The following is an 18,577-nucleotide window of genomic DNA, read 5'->3' as shown; positions in this document are numbered from 1 at the left end:
TTCTTGTCGGCGTACCAACAAGAGGAGGTCCCTCCGCTCCGCCTCGCTGCGCTCGGCTCCGGTCGGGATGACGGGGTGGCTTTGATCATCCGCTGCCTCCCGATCCCACAGGATGCAGCCGGATCGACGGCTCGCGATGGCCGATCAGGCCGCGCGGCCGGAACACCATGATCAGCACCATGGCGAGGCCGAAGGCCAGCATGCGGTAGTTGCCGAGCTCGCGGAACCACTCCGGCAGCCCGATCAGCAGGACCGCCGCCAGCACCACGCCGATCTGGCTGCCCATGCCGCCCAGCACGACGATGGCGAGGATGATCGCCGATTCGATGAAGGTGAAGCTCTCGGGGCTGATGAAGCGCTGCTTGGCGGCGAAGAAGGAGCCGGCGAAGCCCGCGAACATGGCGCCGACGGCAAAGGCCGTGAGCTTGGTGTTGGTGGGATTGATGCCCAGCGCCTTGCAGGCGGTCTCGTCCTCGCGCAGCGCCTCCCAGGCGCGGCCCACCGGCAGGCGGCGCATGCGCTGGGTGAAGAGGTTGGTGATCAGCGCCAGCAGCAGGATGATGTAGTAGAGGAAGATCAGGCGGTGGATGCCGTGGAACGGGATGCCCAGCATCTCCGACACCGTCTGCTTGCCTTCGGGCGCGGTCTCGGCGAACACCGCGCCGAACAGGGTCGGGCCGGGGATCGTGCCGATGCCGGCCGGACCGTTGGTGAAGTCGACCCAGTTCAGCAGCACCAGCCGGATGATCTCGCCGAAGCCCAAGGTGACGATGGCCAGGTAGTCGCCGCGCAGCCGCAGCACCGGAAAGCCCAGCAGGATGCCGAAGCTGGCCGAGAACATGCCGGCCAGCGGCAGCACGGCCCAGAAGCCCAGGCCATGCTGCGTGCTGAGCAGCGCATAGGCATAGGCGCCGACGGCGTAGAAGGCGACGTAACCAAGATCGAGCAGGCCCGCGAGGCCGACCACGATGTTCAGCCCCCAGCCCAGCATGACGTAGGTCAGGATCAGCACGCCGAGATCCATGGTCTTCTGGTCGGCGAACGGCGTGAACGGCATCACGATGGCGATGCCCAGCAGCACCCAGCCGAGCCACTGCGTGCCGATCGTGTTGACGATACGGCCTGTGGGCGTGCGCGCGGCCGCATGGATTGCCTGATCGGCCCACGGCCAGACGGCGCGGATCACCAGCAGCACGCCGCCCAGGGCCACGAACCAGTGCAGGAAGCCCGACGGCAGCTGCATGGGTGATGCGCCGGCCGCGATCATGACGATGCCGAGCGCGATGGCCGGCCAGCGCAATCCCATGGCCGCCATTTGCAGGCCGAGGCGGCCGAAGAAGATGATCACCAGCGCCACGGCGAGATCGACGAACTCGTACTGGAAGCTGAGCCCGGCGCGCGAGCCGACATCGACGGTGCGGAAGCCGACGATGAAGATACCGAGAGCGGCGGCGACGAGGGCGGTAAGGGCCGCGTCCTTGAGCATCTTCAGGAGACGCGGATCCACCATGTCAGACCTTTTCGATCTCCGGTTTGCCCAAAAGCCCGGTCGGTCGGAAGATCAGGACGAGCACGAGGATCGAGAAGGCGGCGACGTCCTTGTATTCGCTCGAGAAGTAGCCGGCCCAGAAGACTTCGATCAGGCCGATCAGCAGGCCGCCCAGCATGGCGCCGGGCAGCGAGCCGATGCCGCCCAGCACCGCGGCCGTGAAGGCCTTGATGCCGGCCAGGAAGCCGATGAAGAAATCGATCAGGCCGTAGTACATAAGGAACAGCATGCCGGCGACGGCCGCCAATGCTGCGCCCAGCACGAAGGTCAACGAAATGGTGCGGTCGACGTCGACGCCCAGCAGCGCCGCCATCTTCATGTCCTGCTCGCAGGCCCGCTGGCGGCGGCCGAGCGAGGTCTTGGCAATCAGCCAGGTGAAGCCGCCCATCAGCACGACCGTCACCAGGACGATGATGATCTGCAGCCACGAGATGCGCACGTCGAAGCCGTCGAGGCTGAACAGGTTGAAGCCGCCCGAGACGATCTGGCCGCCGGGCTTGGGCCTCGCCCCCTGCACGAGCTGCACGTAGTTCTGCAGCGCTATCGACACGCCGATGGCCGAGATCAGCGGCGCCAGCCGGAACGAGCCGCGCAACGGGCGATAGGCCGTTCGTTCGATCGCCCAGCCGTAGACCGAGGAGAAGGCCATGGAGATCAGCAGCACCAGCACGATTGCCACCGGGGCCGAGCCGATGCCCAGCATGCTGCAGATCATGAAGCCGATCAGCGAGATGAATGCACCGATCATGAACACTTCACCATGCGCGAAGTTGATCATGCCGATGATGCCGTAGACCATCGTGTAGCCGATGGCGATCAGCCCGTAGATTGCACCCAGCGTGATGGCGTTGATCAGTTGCTGCGTGAAATACGCCATGTCTTGTGTTTTTCCCTGCTCCTTGGACCTACGACGCTTCCGCTTGCCCATGCAAGCGAACTATCCACCACGGCGGCGCGAATTGGCCGGTGGACGCCCGAGGACCGACGTGCAAGTCGCGGACCATGTCGGGCGCGGCGAGGCCGGAGAGACGCCGCGGCATGCCGGCTGCAACTTGCGATCGGGATTTCCGCATTTCTCGCATTTTGCGCTACCCCCCTCGCCGCTCGATTTGTGCGCTGCACCTCGTGACTGAGACAACGACACTCCGGACAGCCACCGTGATCGAACAATCGGCTCCGCGCAGGTAAAAGGACCCTGCCTCAAGGTTTGCCCGACCAATCTATCATAACCCGAGTAACTTCACTTCTTCAAGAACGATAACTAGGGTCCGGGAAGAGGCATAATTTCGATTCGCCGACTTTCTGCGTGCCATACGGCGCAGAAGGTCGAATGCCAGAGTCGAATGCCAGCAGTGCCGGCACTCGCACGGCGCCGAACGAAAACGTTAGAGGGAAAAACGCTAGGTGCCGGCCGGGCCCCTATAGAGTTTTTCCGGCGCGACGCCTGGAACTCGCTTCCGTTGCCCACAGAAAACGGCAATCGGTGCAGGTCGCGGGCTCGCCCCATAGGCGCTAGCTTACCCCCTAGCCTCACCCTGAGGAGCGCCCCCTCGAGTATCTCGGGGTAAACTCCGGGCGCGTCTCGAAGGGTGGGCAACACCGAGACCGGTTGCCATCCTTCGAGACGCCACGCTTCGCGCGGCTCCTCAGGATGAGGTTGTGCGTGAACAGAACCAAAGCTAGCGCCTATGAGAGGGCTCGCCCTCCTCCGAACGGGTTCGTTCGCAGCGCTCCTGTGGGCGCACGTAGTCATATGATCCTCCGATGTCTGCCGATGGTCTTCGTGGCGCTTCAGTCAATGGGACTGGCACGAGCGGTCATGAGTTCTCTCCGGGAAAGGCGGCGGTTGGGAAGCACACGACGATCCGTCGGTTCAGCGATCGGCCCGCGGGACGGCTTGTCGATCTCCCTCCGTTTCCAGTTGTCGAACCCGCACACTTGTGAAAGTGCTTGGGCAGGTCCGGACGCAAGAGAGGTCGGTGTCGTCTTCGCAGGCGGTCCACGCTGGACGCGCCGGTTTGCAGCGTGTGCTGCTTCGGTGCTGGGCCTGCGAAACCCTTGGCTTCCCCATCCGTATCCCGGTTGCCGAGCCGTTGGCCGGTCCGGGACGCGATGGAGCTCGCTGTTGTCTTGACAGGCGTCTCGCCGCCTCCGGTCCCGCGTTGCGGGTTGCCGGGAAAGCTTTGGTCGCTGTAAGCGCGAGTGAAATCTCCTGGGCGGTTTTGGCCGTGAGCGGCCATGCTGCCGATCCTCTCGAAGAGAGGGATAAGCCACAATTTCCGGCGAGAGAGTCAAGCTTGTCGAGCATGAGCCGATCCTTTGCTTGAGTCAGGATCGGCAGGGATAGGCCTCAACTTTGCGCTAGGGAGTCAAGTGGTTCCTAACGACATGCGATTACGTATCGTGGATCGGGTCATTCATGCATTTGATTGTAAGCCGATTAGGTTTTTCGTGATAATATGGGTACGTGGACGCATTGAGGAGACGATTGCTGCCGCTTACAGGAAATAGTGCAGTCCGCATTCCCCTTCAGCACCTATCAGTTCGTGTCCCGTGGCATGACGCCGGTTGGGATGGCACGGTCTGTCGCTCGCCTCGGCAGAACGCAAGCTGCCTCGTCCTTAATCGCATAGGTGCCACTAAGAACGATGCGCTGGAAGAGCAGTATGCTGGGAAGTCGTTGAGCGAGGTGCCAGAAGAGGCCGCGCCACCTTGTTTCTCTGAGCGAGTCAATTTTCTGTCGGCAAAGCCGCAACGTCGACTTGCCCGCCATGCGTATGCAAAGACCAGTGAGCATCACAAACACATTGCAGCTACCCAGTTTACCCACCCGGCTTTTTCTGTCGGGGCGACGCCGTTCGGCTGGCTATTGAAAGATCGGGCGTGGGGAGATGAATGGCGCAAGGGCAAAATCGACAGCAAAGCACTCGCCGAACGATATGGAATCGACTCGCGGCCCGAGTACGAACCCGACGAGCCGAACTGGCTGAACGACAGGCCGTGGATACAGGGTCACGCCAATCAGAAGGCCCTGCTAGACGCATTCTTCGGGGCATTGCAACCGAAGCGGAGCCTTGTCTTTGTCTATTCGAAGCGAACTCCGCTCATCGACGATGATCAGTGGATGATCGTAGGTGTCGGACGTGTCACTTCCATCGGGGAGTTGCAGGAATGGGACTATAGCCCGCCCAAGAATCCGCCCATCCGTTCATACCTGTGGGAACGCTCCGTCAGTCACAGCATTCGGGCGGGCGGCGTTGATGGCCTGTTGTTACCGTACCACGATCTACTCGAGCGATGCGAAAAGGATCCCGATGTTGATCCGAGTGATTGCATCGCGTTTGTGCCTGACGAATTCAGGAACGAATTCTCGTATGCGAGTGAGCACGTTTCTGCCGGAAATGCGATTGCCGCGCTTTTGGCGGTGAAAGAAGCGCTCACAGCATATAGCGAACGCTTTGGCGGCGATTGGAAGCCGGGGCTCAAGTGGATCGATCAACGCCTGGGTGAACTATGGTCGCTTAGAGGGCCATAGCCGCATCGAAGATGATGGCATTCTGGCATTCGTAAGCAATTCATCCTTCCTGCATAAGAATAGCTTCGACGGCTTCAGAGCGGTTCAAGAGGCTGACTTCAACGAGCTCTGGGTGCTCGATCTGAAAGGTGATGCGCGAACATCAGGCGAAGATCGTAGGCGGCAGGGCGGTAACATTTTTGGCGATCAGATCAAAGTAGGAATCGCTATCTACTGCTTCGTGAAAAAGAAAGGCAGCAAGGGCTTCAAGATCTTCTACGACGCTGTTCGGGACTACGCAAAAGCGGATGAGAAGATGGAGTTCATTCAAGCCCCCCTTAGCACGCGCACAATGCAGGAGCTTCGGCCGGACGCAAGGCACAACTGGCTAAACTTGCCCTCCGCAGAGTTTGAGCAGTTCATCCCGATTGCGACCAAGGAAACCAAGGCGACGAAAATTGAGGGTCAAGAACGAGCTATCTTCAAGCTCTTTTCCTTGGGAATTTCGACCAATCGCGACGAATGGCTCTACGATCGTGATCAGAAAGTGCTGACGAAGAAAGTCCGCCAGTTGATCGGTGCATACGATGCTATCCCGCCTACTACCAAAACTTATCCTGACACACTCAAGTGGTCGCGAAATCTTAAGCGGCGACTTGCGCGCAACGAACGTGAGCCATTCTCTGCCAAGCGAATTGTGCAGGCTAGTTACCGACCCTATTCGCCGCGGTGGCTCTATCAATCGGACGTGTTCACGGACGAACTTGGGCTTGCCGACGAGCTATTTCCACCGACGGGCAAGAATGTGGGAATCAGTTTTAGCGCTCCCGGCTTTCGAACAAACTACTGCGCGCTAGCAGTGGAAGGTGTTGCTGATTTGCATTTTGGTGCTGCGGTAGATGGTTATCAGCAAGTGACGCGATACCGCTTTGAAGGAGGGAAGCGGCTCGACAACGTTACTGATTGGGCTCTGAGTCAGTTTCGCACACACTATGGCGACAACGGCATTACGAAGGACAATATCTTCGCCTATGTTTATGCCGTTCTTCACGACCCGAAGTACCACCAAACCTTCACTTCCAACTTGAAGCGAGAGTTTCCTCGGGTGCCGTTTCATCGGGACTTCAAGCGATGGTGCACTTGGGGCAAGTCTTTGCTCGACTTGCATCTTGGCTATCTGTCAGCCAAGCCCTATGCCCTAAAGCGCACAGACGTGTCTGATGCGAAAGCTAGAAGTGCCGCACAAAAACCGCGCGTCATTCTTCGTGCTGATGAAAGAGCCGGAACCATCGTACTGGACACTGAAACGCAACTTTCAGGCATTCCAGGCGAGGCATGGGAATACAAACTAGGGAACCGTTCCGCTCTCGAATGGGTCTTGGATCAGCACAAGGAAAGACAAACGAAGGATGTTTCGCTTCGCCGACTAAAATTGGCGCCCTATAGTTTTTCAGATCACAAGGAAGGGGTGATCGATCTGTTGAAACGCGTAACGACTGTTAGCTTGAATACAGTCGAGATCGTTGATGCGATGAAGAAAGAACCTCGCGCCTAGGCATAGCCACGCTGGTTCGTTGATGCGAGGACATGGAACGGCGCGTAGCGGCTATCGCTGAACCGCATGAAGGCGCGCACGGGTTCGCCGGCACGGACAGGATCTTCGAGCTAGCGAAGCGGCACAGGATACGGACGGCGTGGGCACCGACATCCTGTTCTCCCCATAACTGGCGCCGCACCAGGGGCGTTGCTGGCGAAGCTGGCGCGCTAGCGCACACCGGCCGAAGCCCTGGTCACGACAACCAGGACCAACGCAGAGCTCCTGGCGCTGTCGCCACAGTGCCTGTTCCCGTCCGGGCCGTTTCCGATCGGTCGGCCCTCTTCCGCCGCGCCCCACGCAACAGACACTTCGTCAGAGCCCGCGTCAGCACCACTGGCGCGATGGCAGGTCCTTTAACGTCGGTTGAGCGGTCCCACCGCGACGCCCATACTGGGCGCCTGGTGCGGGGGATCCGATGGCGGACGATCGGGCTGACCAGGCGCATGCCGTCGACCGGACCGAACATGCTTCGGCCCTGCCGATCGGCACGCGTATTGGCCGCTATCGCCTCGACGCGGTGCTCGGGCAAGGCGCCTACGGCATCACCTATCGCGCGCACGACCTGCAGCTCGAGCGCGACGTCGCCGTCAAGGAGTACCTGCCGGCGCTGCTGGCGACCCGACTGGACGGCCTCACGGTCCTGCCCCGCTCGACCCAGGTCGCCGACGACTTCGCCTGGGGCCGTGAGCGATTCCTGGACGAAGCCCAGACCCTGGCACGGCTGGCCCGCGCGCCCGCGGTCGTCCAGGTGCACGACTATCTCGAAGCCAACGGCACGGCCTACGTGGTCATGCAGCTGGTCGAGGGCGAGACTCTGGGAAGCCAATGGCGGCGCGACGGGCGCCTGCCGCCGGCGGCCGTCGAGCGCCTCGTCCATCCGCTGCTCGATGGCCTGCAACAGATCCACGCCGTGGGCGTGCTTCATCGCGACATCAAGCCGGACAACATCATCGTGGCGGCCGACGGCTCGCCGACCTTGATCGACTTCGGCGCGTCCCGGGTGGCGATCGCCGACCGGACGCAGGCCCTGACCGCCGTCTACACGCCGCGCTATGCCGCGCCGGAACAGATGACGTCGGGCCAGCAAGGCCCCTACACGGATATCTACGCGCTGGCGGCCACGCTCTATGTCTGCGTCAGCGGCAAGGAGCCGCTCAGTGCGACCCATCGTGTGCTGAACGCCGATGCCATGCCCTCGGCACGCGACATCGCGCGCGGCGATTATGGCCAGGAGCTGCTCTCTGCCATCGATGCGGGCCTGCTGCTTCAGCCGGAGGAGCGGCCGCAAACCATCGCCGCCTGGCGCGAGGTCTTCGCGACAGGACGCTGGGCGGGCTTGCCGCCTGCCGACAGGACTGTCGCGCAGGCGCCGGGCCGCGTCTCGACGACCGTCAAATCCACCGCCGACCGCGCGGCCCGCCTGTCGCGCACCCGGCTGTCGCGCCTCCTCCAATCTCGCAGGGGGCTCGTGCTGGGCGGCACCGTGGCGGCGGTCGCGCTGGTCGCCGGCGCCTTGTGGCTCGGCCGCGATCTCCTCTCGCAGCAGAGCCTCGAGTCGCAGCTCGAGGCGGCACTCGCCAGGAGCATGCCGGCGACCACGCCGAAGTTTCGCAAGGAGACCGCTGCTGCGTTTGCCGAGGCGCCGGCCAACCGCGCGGTCGCGGTGGCCCGCCAGGGCGGCAAGCTGCGCTGGACGTCGGACTGGCCGACACGGGAAGTGGCCGAGGAAAAGGCGCTGGAGAGGTGCCAGTTGGCCTATGACGAGCCGTGCATGCTGATCGCCGTCAACGACGCGGTGCTGCCGGCCGGTGCCGACGGGAGCTGGCCGGTGCGCGATGCGCCGAGAATGCGCTATACCGGGACGCTCAGCCTCGAACGCCTGCCGATCGTGCGCGCCAAGGAGCTGCAGAGGCCCGAGATCGCCAACTATGCCGCCGCCGCGGGACCCAAGGCGCTGGCGCTCAATGCCCAAGGCGTGCTGACCGTCGCGACCGGCGCTGCCACCCAGCGCGCCGCCGAGGAGCAAGCCCTGCGCGCCTGCCGCAGCGAGGCGCAGCGTCCGCGGCTGGAGGGCACCTGCTTCCTCTACGCGGTCGAGAACCGCGTCGTCCTGCCGCTCAAGGCCACCGAGCCGCTCGCTGCCGCGCCTGCCGCCGCTCCACCCGCGCCGCCTCCTGTTCAGCCGCCGGCAGCTCAGCCGCAGACGGGGGAAGCGGCGATACGCGCGCGGCTGCTCGACGCCTTCGCCAAGATCCTGGCATCGCAATCCGCGTCGGCGCGCGAGTCCCAGGTCGAGGGCTACCTGTCGTCCAGTCAGCACAAGGCGCTGGCCGCCCATCCGCCGTCCGGCAGCTGGCGCACCTACGGCTGGGCGAATGCCGCTCTTGCCGAAGAGCGCACGCTCGAAGGCTGCCAGGTGCGCTACGGCGCGCCCTGCCTGTTGATGGCAGTGGACGACGGGCTTCGCGCCACCGATCTCGGCGCCTCGCGCCGCCTGATGCCCAGGGTCGAGTATGACGGCGTGTTCGACCCGCAGAAGATCCCGGCGGTCCAGGCGACGCTGCGTCAGCGGGCGGACGTCGCGGGCTACCGCACCGCCGCGGGCGCCAAGGCGGCGGCGTTTCATCCCTGGGGCCGGCTGTTCATCGTCAGCGGCACGGGCAGCGGCACGGGCAGCGGCACGGGCAGCGGCCCTGGCAGCCCACGCGAAGCCGAGGAGCGCGCCCTCGCCGAGTGCAACGCCGACCCGCAGCGCAAGAACCAGGACGGACCCTGCTACCTCTATGCCGCCGGCGATCAGGTCGTCCTGCCGAGGCGCGCGACGGTACCGATAGCGGCGCCGTAGGCGCCGCGCGCAACCTCGTCAGCCCTTGGGCGCCTGGACTTGCTCAAGCAGCAATCCGATCGGCTTGTGCAGCTCCTCGCCGGCGATGACATGCGGCACCGCGAGCTGGAAAAGAGTCTGGCGCTTCACCACCAACCGCGCTGTCACCGCGAGCCTGCGGCCTTCGAGCGGGATGACCCTGGGCAGGTGCAACGCAAAGGGGATCGGCACTCTCCATCCGCTGCGCACAACCTGCTCGGTCAGGACAGTGCCGGCCGGCGACTCGCCGATGTCCAGGAGCTGGACGCGCAACTCGGCGCCGCGAGGCAGGGCCGTCTCCTGGGGAAAGCCCGCCGAGCCCGCCACCGTCGTCGCCGGCGCCAACGCGTCGCCCGGGCCGGGCCGGAGCTGCCTGGCGTGGAACATCAATGCCTGGCCCCCGGCATCGAGCCCGCACGTGAAGCGGAACGTCACCGATGTACCGTCGCGTCGGTGACGGGCGCCGGTGCCGGTCGCCGTGGTGGCGATGATGTGCGCCCCCGACGTCTCCTCGGTCCGCTCCACCCTCGTCCACGGCCTGCCGTCGATCATGATGATACCGAAGGCCGGATCGGACTGGCGCATGTCCCTTCCCACCTTGCCGGCACAGCGCGAGATCGTCGACGAGTCCCTGTCGGCGGGATCCTGCGCTAGCGCCGGCGTGGCGAGGACAATGGCGGTGAGGACGGGAAGAGTGTGTCGCACGACGTTTCCTGCGGAAGATCGCGCCGGGGCACTGATTCTGGCGGTCCAATTCTTTTGCGCTGCCATTGCACGACGATTTCCAGACACGGAAAATCGGTTACACCTGAAACCCGGCGCCGAATCCGAAGCCCGCACAAGAAACGTTACCCACCGGGCGAGAAACATTTGCCCCTCGTCCATTGGCATTCACGGAAAAGTCACCACGTTGGTCCTGTCGATCCGAAAGGAGGCCCGCCATGGGCACTTCGCAGAAGATGGTCCTGGAGAGGGCACAGAGCGCGCTGGCGATGCTGGGTGGCCTGTCGACCAAGGCAATCGTCACGCTGGTCGTCTGCATCGGGTTGGGGATCGTCGGCATCTATTACGCAACGACGATCAACTCCGACATTCCGCTCTCGGATGCGGGGTCCGTGGCGTTGATCATCGGCGTGACGTTCAGCCTCATCCTGGGCATCGGGTTGATGGCCCTGATCTTCTTCAGCAGTCGCAACGGGTTCGACGAGCGGTCGGACGTTCAGTCCGACGGCAGGACCAAGAGCGGTGAGCAGGCGACTCCCGACGATCGCGGCTAGCGCGGAACCGCGCCGGGGTCACCGTCGTGGATGGCGATCGATCACCGGAAGGGGTAGTTGTCAGCCACGGTCGGATTGGTGATGTCCGGCGCCTCGGTATCCTCCGGCTCCATCGCCGGCGCGTTGGGCTTCGGGACAACGAAGGCCTTACGCACCAACAAGGACGCTTCCATATCGATGCCTTTGCGATAGTTCCCTCGCTGGCACTCGATCGAGGCGCCGATACGCGTGTGGTTGCGCGGACCGTCGGAGTTCTCTCCGCGCCCCGCACCATAGTAGTCGTAGTAGGCCACGAGCTGCGCGCAGCGCTTCTTCAGCCAATCGACCCTTTCGGGCGTCATCGGCTTCGAGTCAGGCAGGGAAGCGGATGTGGTGGGCACTGCAGCCGATTGTGCCGTGGCGCCGCCCGCACCTACCGTCAGCTGCGTGGCCGCCAACACCGTGGCCGCCAGCAGCGCGACCGTCATTGATTGCCGCCATGCGCCATTCAACAACATGCCGCTCTCCGTAAAGACCGCGTTTCAACGCGATAGCTACGGAGCGCCGGTTTCAGTCACACGGGCGCAACGATGAATTCATGGTGTCAGTCGTCGTCACAGCACCGTAACGGCGCGTGTCGTCGAACTGTCACCCGCGACGTCAAGCCGGAATTCTTCGTGCGTCTGAAGCCATGCGTTGGCGGTTGCGCCGCGACATGGCGACGAGGCGGACGACGGCAATGGCCAGCACGAGAGCCGCCATCGGCCAATAGAAGCTGTCGATTGGCACGCGCTTGCCGACGGCGACGGCGAAGCTGATCCAGATGTACCAGCCGCCGATCAGGTGCAGCAGGCGCCAGTTGCGTGGGCCGAGCCAGGCGGCCGTGCGGTCGAAGGATGTCGCCGTCATCGCGGCGATGAAGAGGTAGGCCGTGCCCGCCAGGACAATGGTGGTGATGTTGGTGAGCTTCCAGAACAGCTCGCGGTCGAGGGCGGCCAGCGCGAGGATCACGCCGAGATGGATGAAATGCGAGACGGCGAACGACACGCCGAGATAGCGTCGATTGCGGCGCTGCCATCGCGTCACCTCTGAGGGCACGAGCTCGGCCAGGGCGCTGGCGGTGAAGGCCAGCGCAAACAGGACCAGGGAGGTGCGCGCCGTGGCGCGGATCGCCAGACGCACGCCCTCGATGTCCCAGCCGTGGCTCGCCGCGAAGTAAAGCGTCATCGCGCCGAGCAGCAGCGACAGGGTGCCGGTCAGGCGCCATCCGTTCATTGCGCTTCCCTCCGCAACAACGCCGTGCGCCTGAGGCGTCGGCCCAATCCGATGACATGGAACGACAACAGGCCGATCAGCGCGATCTCACCGGACGCTGACAGCAGGACGTGGATCGGCGCGCCGTTGGCAAACAGATCGGCACGCGCGAGACCGGCACCGATGGAAGCAACGAGGCCGCCAAGACAGATCGCAAGCGCGGCCAGCGACTGGCGGAAGGCGAACCACGCGATCACGCCCACCGCCAGCGCGGCGATGAAGGCGTAGCGGTCGATCAGCGGCGCGGCGAACGCCAGAGGGGCGGAGATGGCGCCGTCATCCAGCCAGATCACGCGCAGGCGCATGGCGATGAAGGTCACCACGACCGTGATGGCGAGCGTGATCCACGTGCGGCGCGCCTGGCGGTCGACGGCATCGATAGCGAATTGTGCCGCGATCTCGCGGCCGAGGCCGAAGCGCTCGACGGCGCGCCGCTCGGCCTCGGGCGACGGCCAGGCCGGATCGGCTTCGGCGGCGTCGCGCAGATGGTCCTCGACCTCGCTCGCCAGACGGCTGGCCAGCGCGGGATCGAAGTCGAGTTCGCGGCGAAGCCCGGCAACGTAGTCGTCGATCGCGCCGCTCATGCCCGCCCTCCTCCCAGTACCGGCCCCAGCGCCGTGTCGACCGCCTGCGAGAAGCGGCCCCACGCCTTGCGGCGTTCGCCGAGCGCGGCCGTCCCTGTTCTGGTGAGCGAATAGACCCGGCGCTTGCGTCCGCTCGGCGGCGTCGTCCAGGCGCTCGACAGCAGCCCGGCCTGCTCGAGCCGATGCAGCGCGGGATAGACGGTGCCCTCCGGCAGATCGAACGTGCCGGCGCTGCGCTGCTTGATGGTCTCGATGATGGCGTAGCCATGCGCCGGTCCTGCTTCCAGTGCGGCCAGCACAATGGCGTCGAGGTGGCCCTTCAACATTTCTGGGGTGAGCATTTCAGCTTCCATACCTAGCATAACTAGGTGTAGAGCCTGAAAGCGTCAAGCCGCTTGCACTTCGCGCCCGAACACAGATTAGTGAGCGGATGAGTAACGCATCTTTCGACGTCATCGTGGTCGGCGCAGGTCCGGCCGGTCTCACTGCAGCAACCGGCGCCGCGCGTGCCGGGCTGAAAGCCTTCTGCATCGACAAGCTTGCGCCCGGCGGCGCGCTCATCAATCTCGCTGAACTGCACGAGGTCGACAGCCACGAGGATGGCCCGCAAGTCGCGTCGCGCCTGACCGACGAGGCGACGGAAGCCGGCGTCGAGCTGGGCTTCGGCGAGGTGGTGAAGCTTTCGGGGTCCGGTCCATGGACGGTGGAGACCGCCGACGGCGAGCAACATACCGGCCGTGCCGTCGTGATCGCCACCGGCCTCGCCAAGGGCACGCTCGGCCTGCCGGAGGAAGGCCGCTTCGAAGGCCTCGGCCTCTCCCACTGCGCATCATGTGACGGCCCGCTCTATGCCGGCCGGCCCGTCGTCGTCGCCGGCACCGAAGGCTGGGCGCCGCGCGAAGCCGCCGAGCTGCAGGTCGTGGCGGGCGACGTGACGGTGGTCGGCAAGCCGGCAGCGTCACTGCCCGACGGCGTGCATCACCTCGACGGCCGCATCGTCGCCCTCGAAGGCGGCGACGGCATCGAAGCCGTGGTCGTCGAAAGTGGCGGCGCGCGGAAGAGCATTCCGGCCAGCGCGGTGTTCGTCTATGTCGGCCAGTCTCCCGCTGCGGAATTTCTGGCGGAAACGCTTGCACGCGACGCCACCGGGCATATCGTGGTCGATGAAGGGGGCCGCACCTCTGCCGCCACGGTGTTCGCCGCGGGTGACGTGCGGGCTGGCGCGCGGCACTATCTCACCGACGCCATCGCCGACGGACAACGCGCCGGCCAAGCCATCGTGCAAGCGCTGAAGTGACGGCCCTCGAGAAGAACCAAGGAGTACCCTCCATGCGTATCGTCAATCCAAGCTTCGGCCTCTCGGCCACCACGGCCGAGAAAGTGGCCCTGAAGCCCGTCAACTGGGCGACCGACGCCATCGCGCTCGTGTCGAATTCCAAGCCCAATGCCCGCGAGCTGCTGGCCGGCATCCGCGACAAGCTCGGCGCCACGCGCATGATCGACAACATCGACTTCCTGTCGAAGAACAGCGCCAGCCAGCCGGCGCCGGCCGACGTGATCGAGAAGGTCGCCGCCAACTACCGGGGAGCGCTGCTCGCCATAGCGGATTGAGGGAGCTGTTCATCGTGGAGTTTCCACGACAGCATCGAACTCGAGAAGCGCGGCATCACGGCCTACGTGATCGCCACTGAGACATTCAAGCCGCTGGTCCTGGCCCAGGCCAAGGCCCGCAAGGTCGAACCGCGGCTGATCGTCGTGAAGCATCCCATCGGCGGCCTGAACGCCGACGAGCTCAGGGAACGCATCGAAGCGGCAACCAGGGGACTGACCGAGGCCACGAGTAAATGAAGGACATCTCCGAGCAGGAAGTGATCGACATCGGCGACATGGATGTCGAGGCCTTCAACGACTTCGCCACCGAGCAAGGCTGGGGCGACGGCATGCCGCTCTTCGTGCCCACCGAGGCCAAGGTGGCGAAGTTCGTGGAAACAGTGCGCGGCGACAACCGGCCGATCCCGCCGGTGCCGCCGCGCCAGGTCGTGCCGACCTTACAGAGCATGGCGGCCAACGCCGTGATGGCCGGGTGCAAGCCGGAATACTTCCCGGTGGTGACCGCAGCGCTGCGGGCCGTGCTCGATCCCGAGTACAACCTGCACGGCTCGCTCGCGACCACGCACTCCTGCGCGCCGGTGGTGATGGTGAGCGGCCCGATCCGCAAGCAGCTCAACATCAATTGCGGCTCGAACTGCTTCGGCCAGGGCTGGCAGGCCAACGCCACGATCGGCCGCGCGCTCGGCCTGATGCTGCTCAACATCGCCGGCGCCAAGCCCGGCGAGATGGACCGCTCGACCCAGGGCAATCCCGCCAAGTTCACCTTCTGCTTCGGCGAGAACGAGGAGGAGAATCCCTGGACGCCCTACCACGTGCAGCGCGGCTTCGCGCCGACCGACAGCGTGGTGACGGTGATGTCGGGCGAAGGCCCGCACAATCTCAACGACCACGGCAGCACGACGGGCGATGGCCTGCTCACCACCTTCGCCGGTTCGATGGCGACGCCGGGCGCCAACACCGTCTACGGCAAGGGCCCGATGCTGGTGATCATCGGGCCTGAGCATGCGCAGACCCTGAAGCGCGACGGCTACTCGATCGACAGCATCCGCCAGGAGCTGTTCAAGCGCTCGCGCATCCACATCTCGCGCATCTCCAAGGAGAACCAGGACACCTACACCAGCACCGGCCACATGCCGGACGGCGACTGGTTCACCATCGGGCGCAACCCCGACGACATACACATCACCGTCGCCGGCGGGCCGGGCAAGCACTCGGCCTTCATCCCGTCGTTCGGCGGCACGTCGGTCTCCTGCGTGCGGATCGCCGGGTGACCGAATGGTGCGGCTGGCCGGTCGTCGATGACGCGACGACCTGGGAGAACGCGCAGCAGATCCTGACCGACGCCGAACTGTCGGACGGCCTGCCCCTGGTGCCGCCGACGCGACGCCGGCTGGAGGCCATGGTGGCCGGCGTCGCAGCTCGCAGCGACTCGCACGGCATGATGCCGCCATTGTTCGGCGACATCACGCCCGATGCCGTCGCCTACCAATGCGTGATTGCCGGGTGCGTGCCGGCCGAGCTGCCGGTGGTGCTGGCCGCCTGCAAGGCGATCCTCGAACCCGACTTCAACCTTCTGGGCATCGCCACCACGACAGGCACCGCGGCCGTGGCGCTTTGCGTGCACGGGCCGATCGCACGCAAGCTCGGCATGAATGCCGGCACCAACTGCCTCGGCCCAGGCAACCGCGCCAACGCCAGCATCGGCCGCGCCCTGCAGCTCTGCCTGCGCAACATCGGCGGCGCCCGCGCCGAGATCGGCGACATGGCGACCATGGGCCAGCCCGGCAAGTACACGTTCTGCTTCGCCGAGCGCAACGACGGCCCCTTCCCCACCCTGACCGCGCGCCGCGGCCTCGGCGCCGATGCCAGCGCCGTCACCGTGATGGGCATCTCCGGCACCGCCGAAGTGCTGCCGGGCGACGGCGAAGGCGCGACGCCCGAGGCCATCCTCTCGCCCATCGTCGAGGGCATGCGCGCCGGCATCGTCATGTCGAGCACGCACCGCAAGAACGAGCGCGGCGAGCAGGTCTTCCTGCTGCCGCTGGAGATGGCCGAAAAGATCGTACGCCACGACGGCTGGGACCTTTTACGCGTGCAGCGCTACATGTTCGACCAAGGCCAACTCGGGGGTGGGGGCGTGGCCCGCTCCGCCGACGCGATCCATCCGATCCTCACCGGCGGCGCCGGCTACAAGATGACCTACCTGCCCGTGTGGGGCGGCGGTTCGGAGACGGTGACGCGGGTGGTTTAGTCTACCCGCGGTGAGCCCCAAACCGGTCCCTGTCAGATAAAGAGCAGGTCGGCGTCTCTCAGGGTCGTGACGCCCGTCAGATGGATCTCCATGCTCGCTAAATCCGTGGCCTGATCGAAATCGGTGTCGTTCACGTACAGGATCGTGTCGCCACCCGAAACGAACGCCTCGATCGTATGGGCGGCAATCGTCGACGGCGCCGTCGTCGCGGTCACCAGCGGATTGAACGCGTTACCGCTGAGCACGAAATTGAGCTTATCCTCGCCAACGGTGAAGTCGAGGATCGTGTCGTAGGCGGCGTGTGTCGAGTCCGACGCGTCGATATAGGCGAACAGATCCGCATCGGCCCCGCCTGAAAGGGTGTCGGCGCCGCCGCCGCTCACGAGGATGTCCTCGCCGTCGCCGCCATTCAGCGTATCGTTGAAATCGCAGCTGCAGTCGAGCAACACGTCGTCGCCGGCCCCGCCGTCGAGTTGGTCGGCGCCAGCGCCGCCATCGAGCGTGTCATCGCCCACCCCGCCGACCAGGGTGTTGTCGAACTCATTGCCGACCAGTTGAAGCCCATCCGTCCCAGAGACCTGCAGGACCTCGACCTCGCTGCCATCAGCCAGCACGAAGTCCGTGCTGGTGTAGATCGTGTCGGTGCCCTCGCCGGCCTCCTCGAACACGGTGTCGAAAAAGTCATGGACATAATAGGTATCGTTGCCGGTGCCGCCGAACATCGCGACCGGCGCGCCGCCGCCGCCCGTGAACGTATCGTCGCCTCCGAAACCATAGAGGGTATTCGACAGGAAGGCAGCAGGTGCGAAGGCATCGTCATCGCCATTGGTGCCGAGGTAGAGGCCCATGACATCGAAAACAGTCGTGCCGTCCGAGATCTGCAGGATGCCCGCGAGCTCCGATCCCTGGGCGCCGGGGGTGAGTTCCGTCGTGGCCCCACTCGTGACAGCCGGATTGCCGAAGGCCGAATCGAAGGGGCTCGTCAGGCTGAACGATCCACCGTCCGGGTCGGTGGCGACAAAGCTGATCGAAGTGGCCGTCGCCGAGAGATCGGCGATGGGCGACTCGAAATCGTACGCCGCAATATCGGAATCAGTCAGGCCGGTCACGCCGGCCAGATGGATTTCCATGCTGGCAGAGTCAGCCGCCTGCTCGGTATCCGTATCGTTGACGTAGAGGATGGTGTTGCCGCCCGAGACGAACGCCTCGATCGTATGGGCGGCGATCGTCGACGGCGCCGTCGTCACGGTCACCAGCGGACGGAATCCGTCAACGCCAATATCGGTGAAGTCGAGCGCATCCACGCCGACGGTGAAGTCGAGGATCGTGTCGTAGGCGGCGTGTGTCGAGTCCGACGCTGCGACATAGGCGAACAGATCCGCATCGGCCCCGCCCGAGAGGGTGTCGGCACCGCCGCCGCTCACGAGGACGTCCTCACCGTCTCCGCCATTCAGCGTGTCGTTGAAATCGCAGCCGCAGTCGATCAACAGGTCGTCGCCGGCCCCGCCGTCGAGCTGATCGGCGCCGGCGCCGCCATCGAGCTGGTCGTCGCCATCCCCGCCGATCAGGGTGTTGTCGAACTCGTTGCCGTACAGGTCGAGCCCGTCCGTCCCCAAGACGCGTAAGACCTCGACCTCGCTGCCGGCAGCCAGTTCATAGCTCGTGCTGGTGTAGACCGTGTCGATGCCCTCGCCGACTTCCTCGATCACCGTGTCGAACACCTCGTCGACAAAGTAGATGTCGTTGCCGGTGCCACCCGCCAGAAAATCCTCGCCAGCGCCGCCATCGAGCCGGTCGTCGCCTTCGACGCCACTCAGCGTGTCCCCGCCCACGCCGCCAATGAGATGGTTTCCGAACTCATTGCCGGCCAGGCTGAGCCCGTCCGTCGTCCCGGAAACGCGCAGGATCTCGATCTCCTGAGCGGGAACCAGAGCGTAATCGACGCTGGTATAGATGGTGTCGCGGCCCTCGCCCGCCGCCTCGACCACCAGGTCGGCACCCTCGTCGACGTAGTAGGTGTCGTTGCCGATGCCGCCGG

16 protein-coding genes are annotated in these 18,577 nt (G+C 64.8%); 8 read left to right on the top strand and 8 right to left on the bottom strand.

Features of this window, described 5'->3' with window-relative positions; translation table 11 throughout:
* Positions 1-85 precede the first annotated feature (85 nt).
* Together livM and RSO01_RS22280 are read right to left on the bottom strand one after the other, a co-directional pair.
* A complete protein-coding gene (gene livM / locus RSO01_RS22285; protein ID WP_246158669.1) occupies positions 86-1,510 on the bottom strand; it encodes a high-affinity branched-chain amino acid ABC transporter permease LivM in 1,425 nt (474 codons plus the stop codon).
* A gap of 1 nt (position 1,511) precedes the next feature.
* Positions 1,512-2,426, bottom strand: coding sequence for an ABC transporter permease subunit (locus RSO01_RS22280; RefSeq protein ID WP_147151666.1), 915 nt, complete (start codon positions 2,424-2,426; stop codon positions 1,512-1,514).
* Between the two features lie 1,803 nt (positions 2,427-4,229).
* Between RSO01_RS22280 and RSO01_RS22275 the strand changes: the two genes are divergently transcribed.
* The 3 genes from RSO01_RS22275 (at position 4,230) to RSO01_RS22265 (ending at position 9,505) form a co-directional block, all read left to right on the top strand.
* Entirely contained in the window at positions 4,230-5,084 is an 855-nt protein-coding gene (locus RSO01_RS22275) for a hypothetical protein (RefSeq protein WP_147151665.1), read from the top strand.
* Positions 5,056-6,618, top strand: a complete 1,563-nt coding sequence (locus RSO01_RS22270; protein ID WP_147151664.1) for a type ISP restriction/modification enzyme — start codon at positions 5,056-5,058, stop codon at positions 6,616-6,618. Before RSO01_RS22275 ends, RSO01_RS22270 begins: the two co-directional genes overlap by 29 nt.
* Positions 6,619-7,075: 457 nt before the next feature.
* Positions 7,076-9,505: a serine/threonine-protein kinase gene (locus tag RSO01_RS22265; protein WP_147151663.1), complete on the top strand. Its 2,430-nt coding sequence runs from the start codon at positions 7,076-7,078 to the stop codon at positions 9,503-9,505.
* 18 nt (positions 9,506-9,523) lie between these two features.
* On the opposite strand, the gene RSO01_RS22260 is transcribed toward RSO01_RS22265, so the two are convergent.
* On the bottom strand, positions 9,524-10,228 hold the full coding sequence (locus tag RSO01_RS22260; protein ID WP_170303266.1) for a YbaY family lipoprotein: 705 nt from the start codon (positions 10,226-10,228) through the stop codon (positions 9,524-9,526).
* 236 nt (positions 10,229-10,464) lie between these two features.
* Here RSO01_RS22260 and RSO01_RS22255 point away from each other — a divergent pair, with 236 nt between their 5' ends.
* Positions 10,465-10,800 carry a hypothetical protein gene (locus tag RSO01_RS22255; protein ID WP_147151661.1) on the top strand — a complete coding sequence of 112 codons (336 nt, stop codon included), beginning with the start codon at positions 10,465-10,467 and terminating at the stop codon, positions 10,798-10,800.
* A 41-nt stretch (positions 10,801-10,841) separates the two neighbouring features.
* On the opposite strand, the gene RSO01_RS22250 is transcribed toward RSO01_RS22255, so the two are convergent.
* The 4 genes from RSO01_RS22250 to RSO01_RS22235 form a co-directional block, all read right to left on the bottom strand.
* Entirely contained in the window at positions 10,842-11,267 is a 426-nt protein-coding gene (locus RSO01_RS22250) for a hypothetical protein (protein WP_147151660.1), read from the bottom strand.
* 172 nt (positions 11,268-11,439) lie between these two features.
* On the bottom strand, positions 11,440-12,054 hold the full coding sequence (locus RSO01_RS22245) for a hypothetical protein (protein WP_170303265.1): 615 nt from the start codon (positions 12,052-12,054) through the stop codon (positions 11,440-11,442).
* A complete protein-coding gene (locus RSO01_RS22240; RefSeq protein ID WP_147151658.1) occupies positions 12,051-12,677 on the bottom strand; it encodes a hypothetical protein in 627 nt (208 codons plus the stop codon). Before RSO01_RS22240 ends, RSO01_RS22245 begins: the two co-directional genes overlap by 4 nt.
* Entirely contained in the window at positions 12,674-13,018 is a 345-nt protein-coding gene (locus RSO01_RS22235; protein ID WP_218037430.1) for a PadR family transcriptional regulator, read from the bottom strand. The genes RSO01_RS22240 and RSO01_RS22235 overlap by 4 nt, the downstream gene beginning before the upstream one ends.
* 77 nt (positions 13,019-13,095) lie before the next feature.
* Between RSO01_RS22235 and RSO01_RS22230 the strand changes: the two genes are divergently transcribed.
* The 4 genes from RSO01_RS22230 to RSO01_RS22210 are packed head-to-tail and all read left to right on the top strand — an operon-like array spanning position 13,096 to position 16,539.
* Positions 13,096-13,974, top strand: a complete 879-nt coding sequence (locus RSO01_RS22230; protein WP_281291488.1) for an NAD(P)/FAD-dependent oxidoreductase — start codon at positions 13,096-13,098, stop codon at positions 13,972-13,974.
* Between the two features lie 32 nt (positions 13,975-14,006).
* Entirely contained in the window at positions 14,007-14,525 is a 519-nt protein-coding gene (locus tag RSO01_RS50265; RefSeq protein ID WP_445009152.1) for a UGSC family (seleno)protein, read from the top strand.
* The gene (locus RSO01_RS22215) at positions 14,522-15,559 is read left to right on the top strand and encodes a hypothetical protein (RefSeq protein ID WP_218037428.1); all 1,038 of its coding nucleotides are present in this window, start codon (positions 14,522-14,524) and stop codon (positions 15,557-15,559) included. Before RSO01_RS50265 ends, RSO01_RS22215 begins: the two co-directional genes overlap by 4 nt.
* Positions 15,556-16,539: a hypothetical protein gene (locus tag RSO01_RS22210; RefSeq protein ID WP_147151654.1), complete on the top strand. Its 984-nt coding sequence runs from the start codon at positions 15,556-15,558 to the stop codon at positions 16,537-16,539. The genes RSO01_RS22215 and RSO01_RS22210 overlap by 4 nt, the downstream gene beginning before the upstream one ends.
* Before the next feature lie 32 nt (positions 16,540-16,571).
* On the opposite strand, the gene RSO01_RS22205 is transcribed toward RSO01_RS22210, so the two are convergent.
* The coding region (locus RSO01_RS22205; RefSeq protein ID WP_147151653.1) for a calcium-binding protein at positions 16,572-18,577 on the bottom strand (2,006 nt) is incomplete at its 5' end.

Origin of the sequence: Reyranella soli, assembly GCF_007992495.1 — a bacterium.
GTDB lineage: Bacteria > Pseudomonadota > Alphaproteobacteria > Reyranellales > Reyranellaceae > Reyranella > Reyranella soli.
This window is presented reverse-complemented; position numbering and strand designations above follow the sequence as displayed.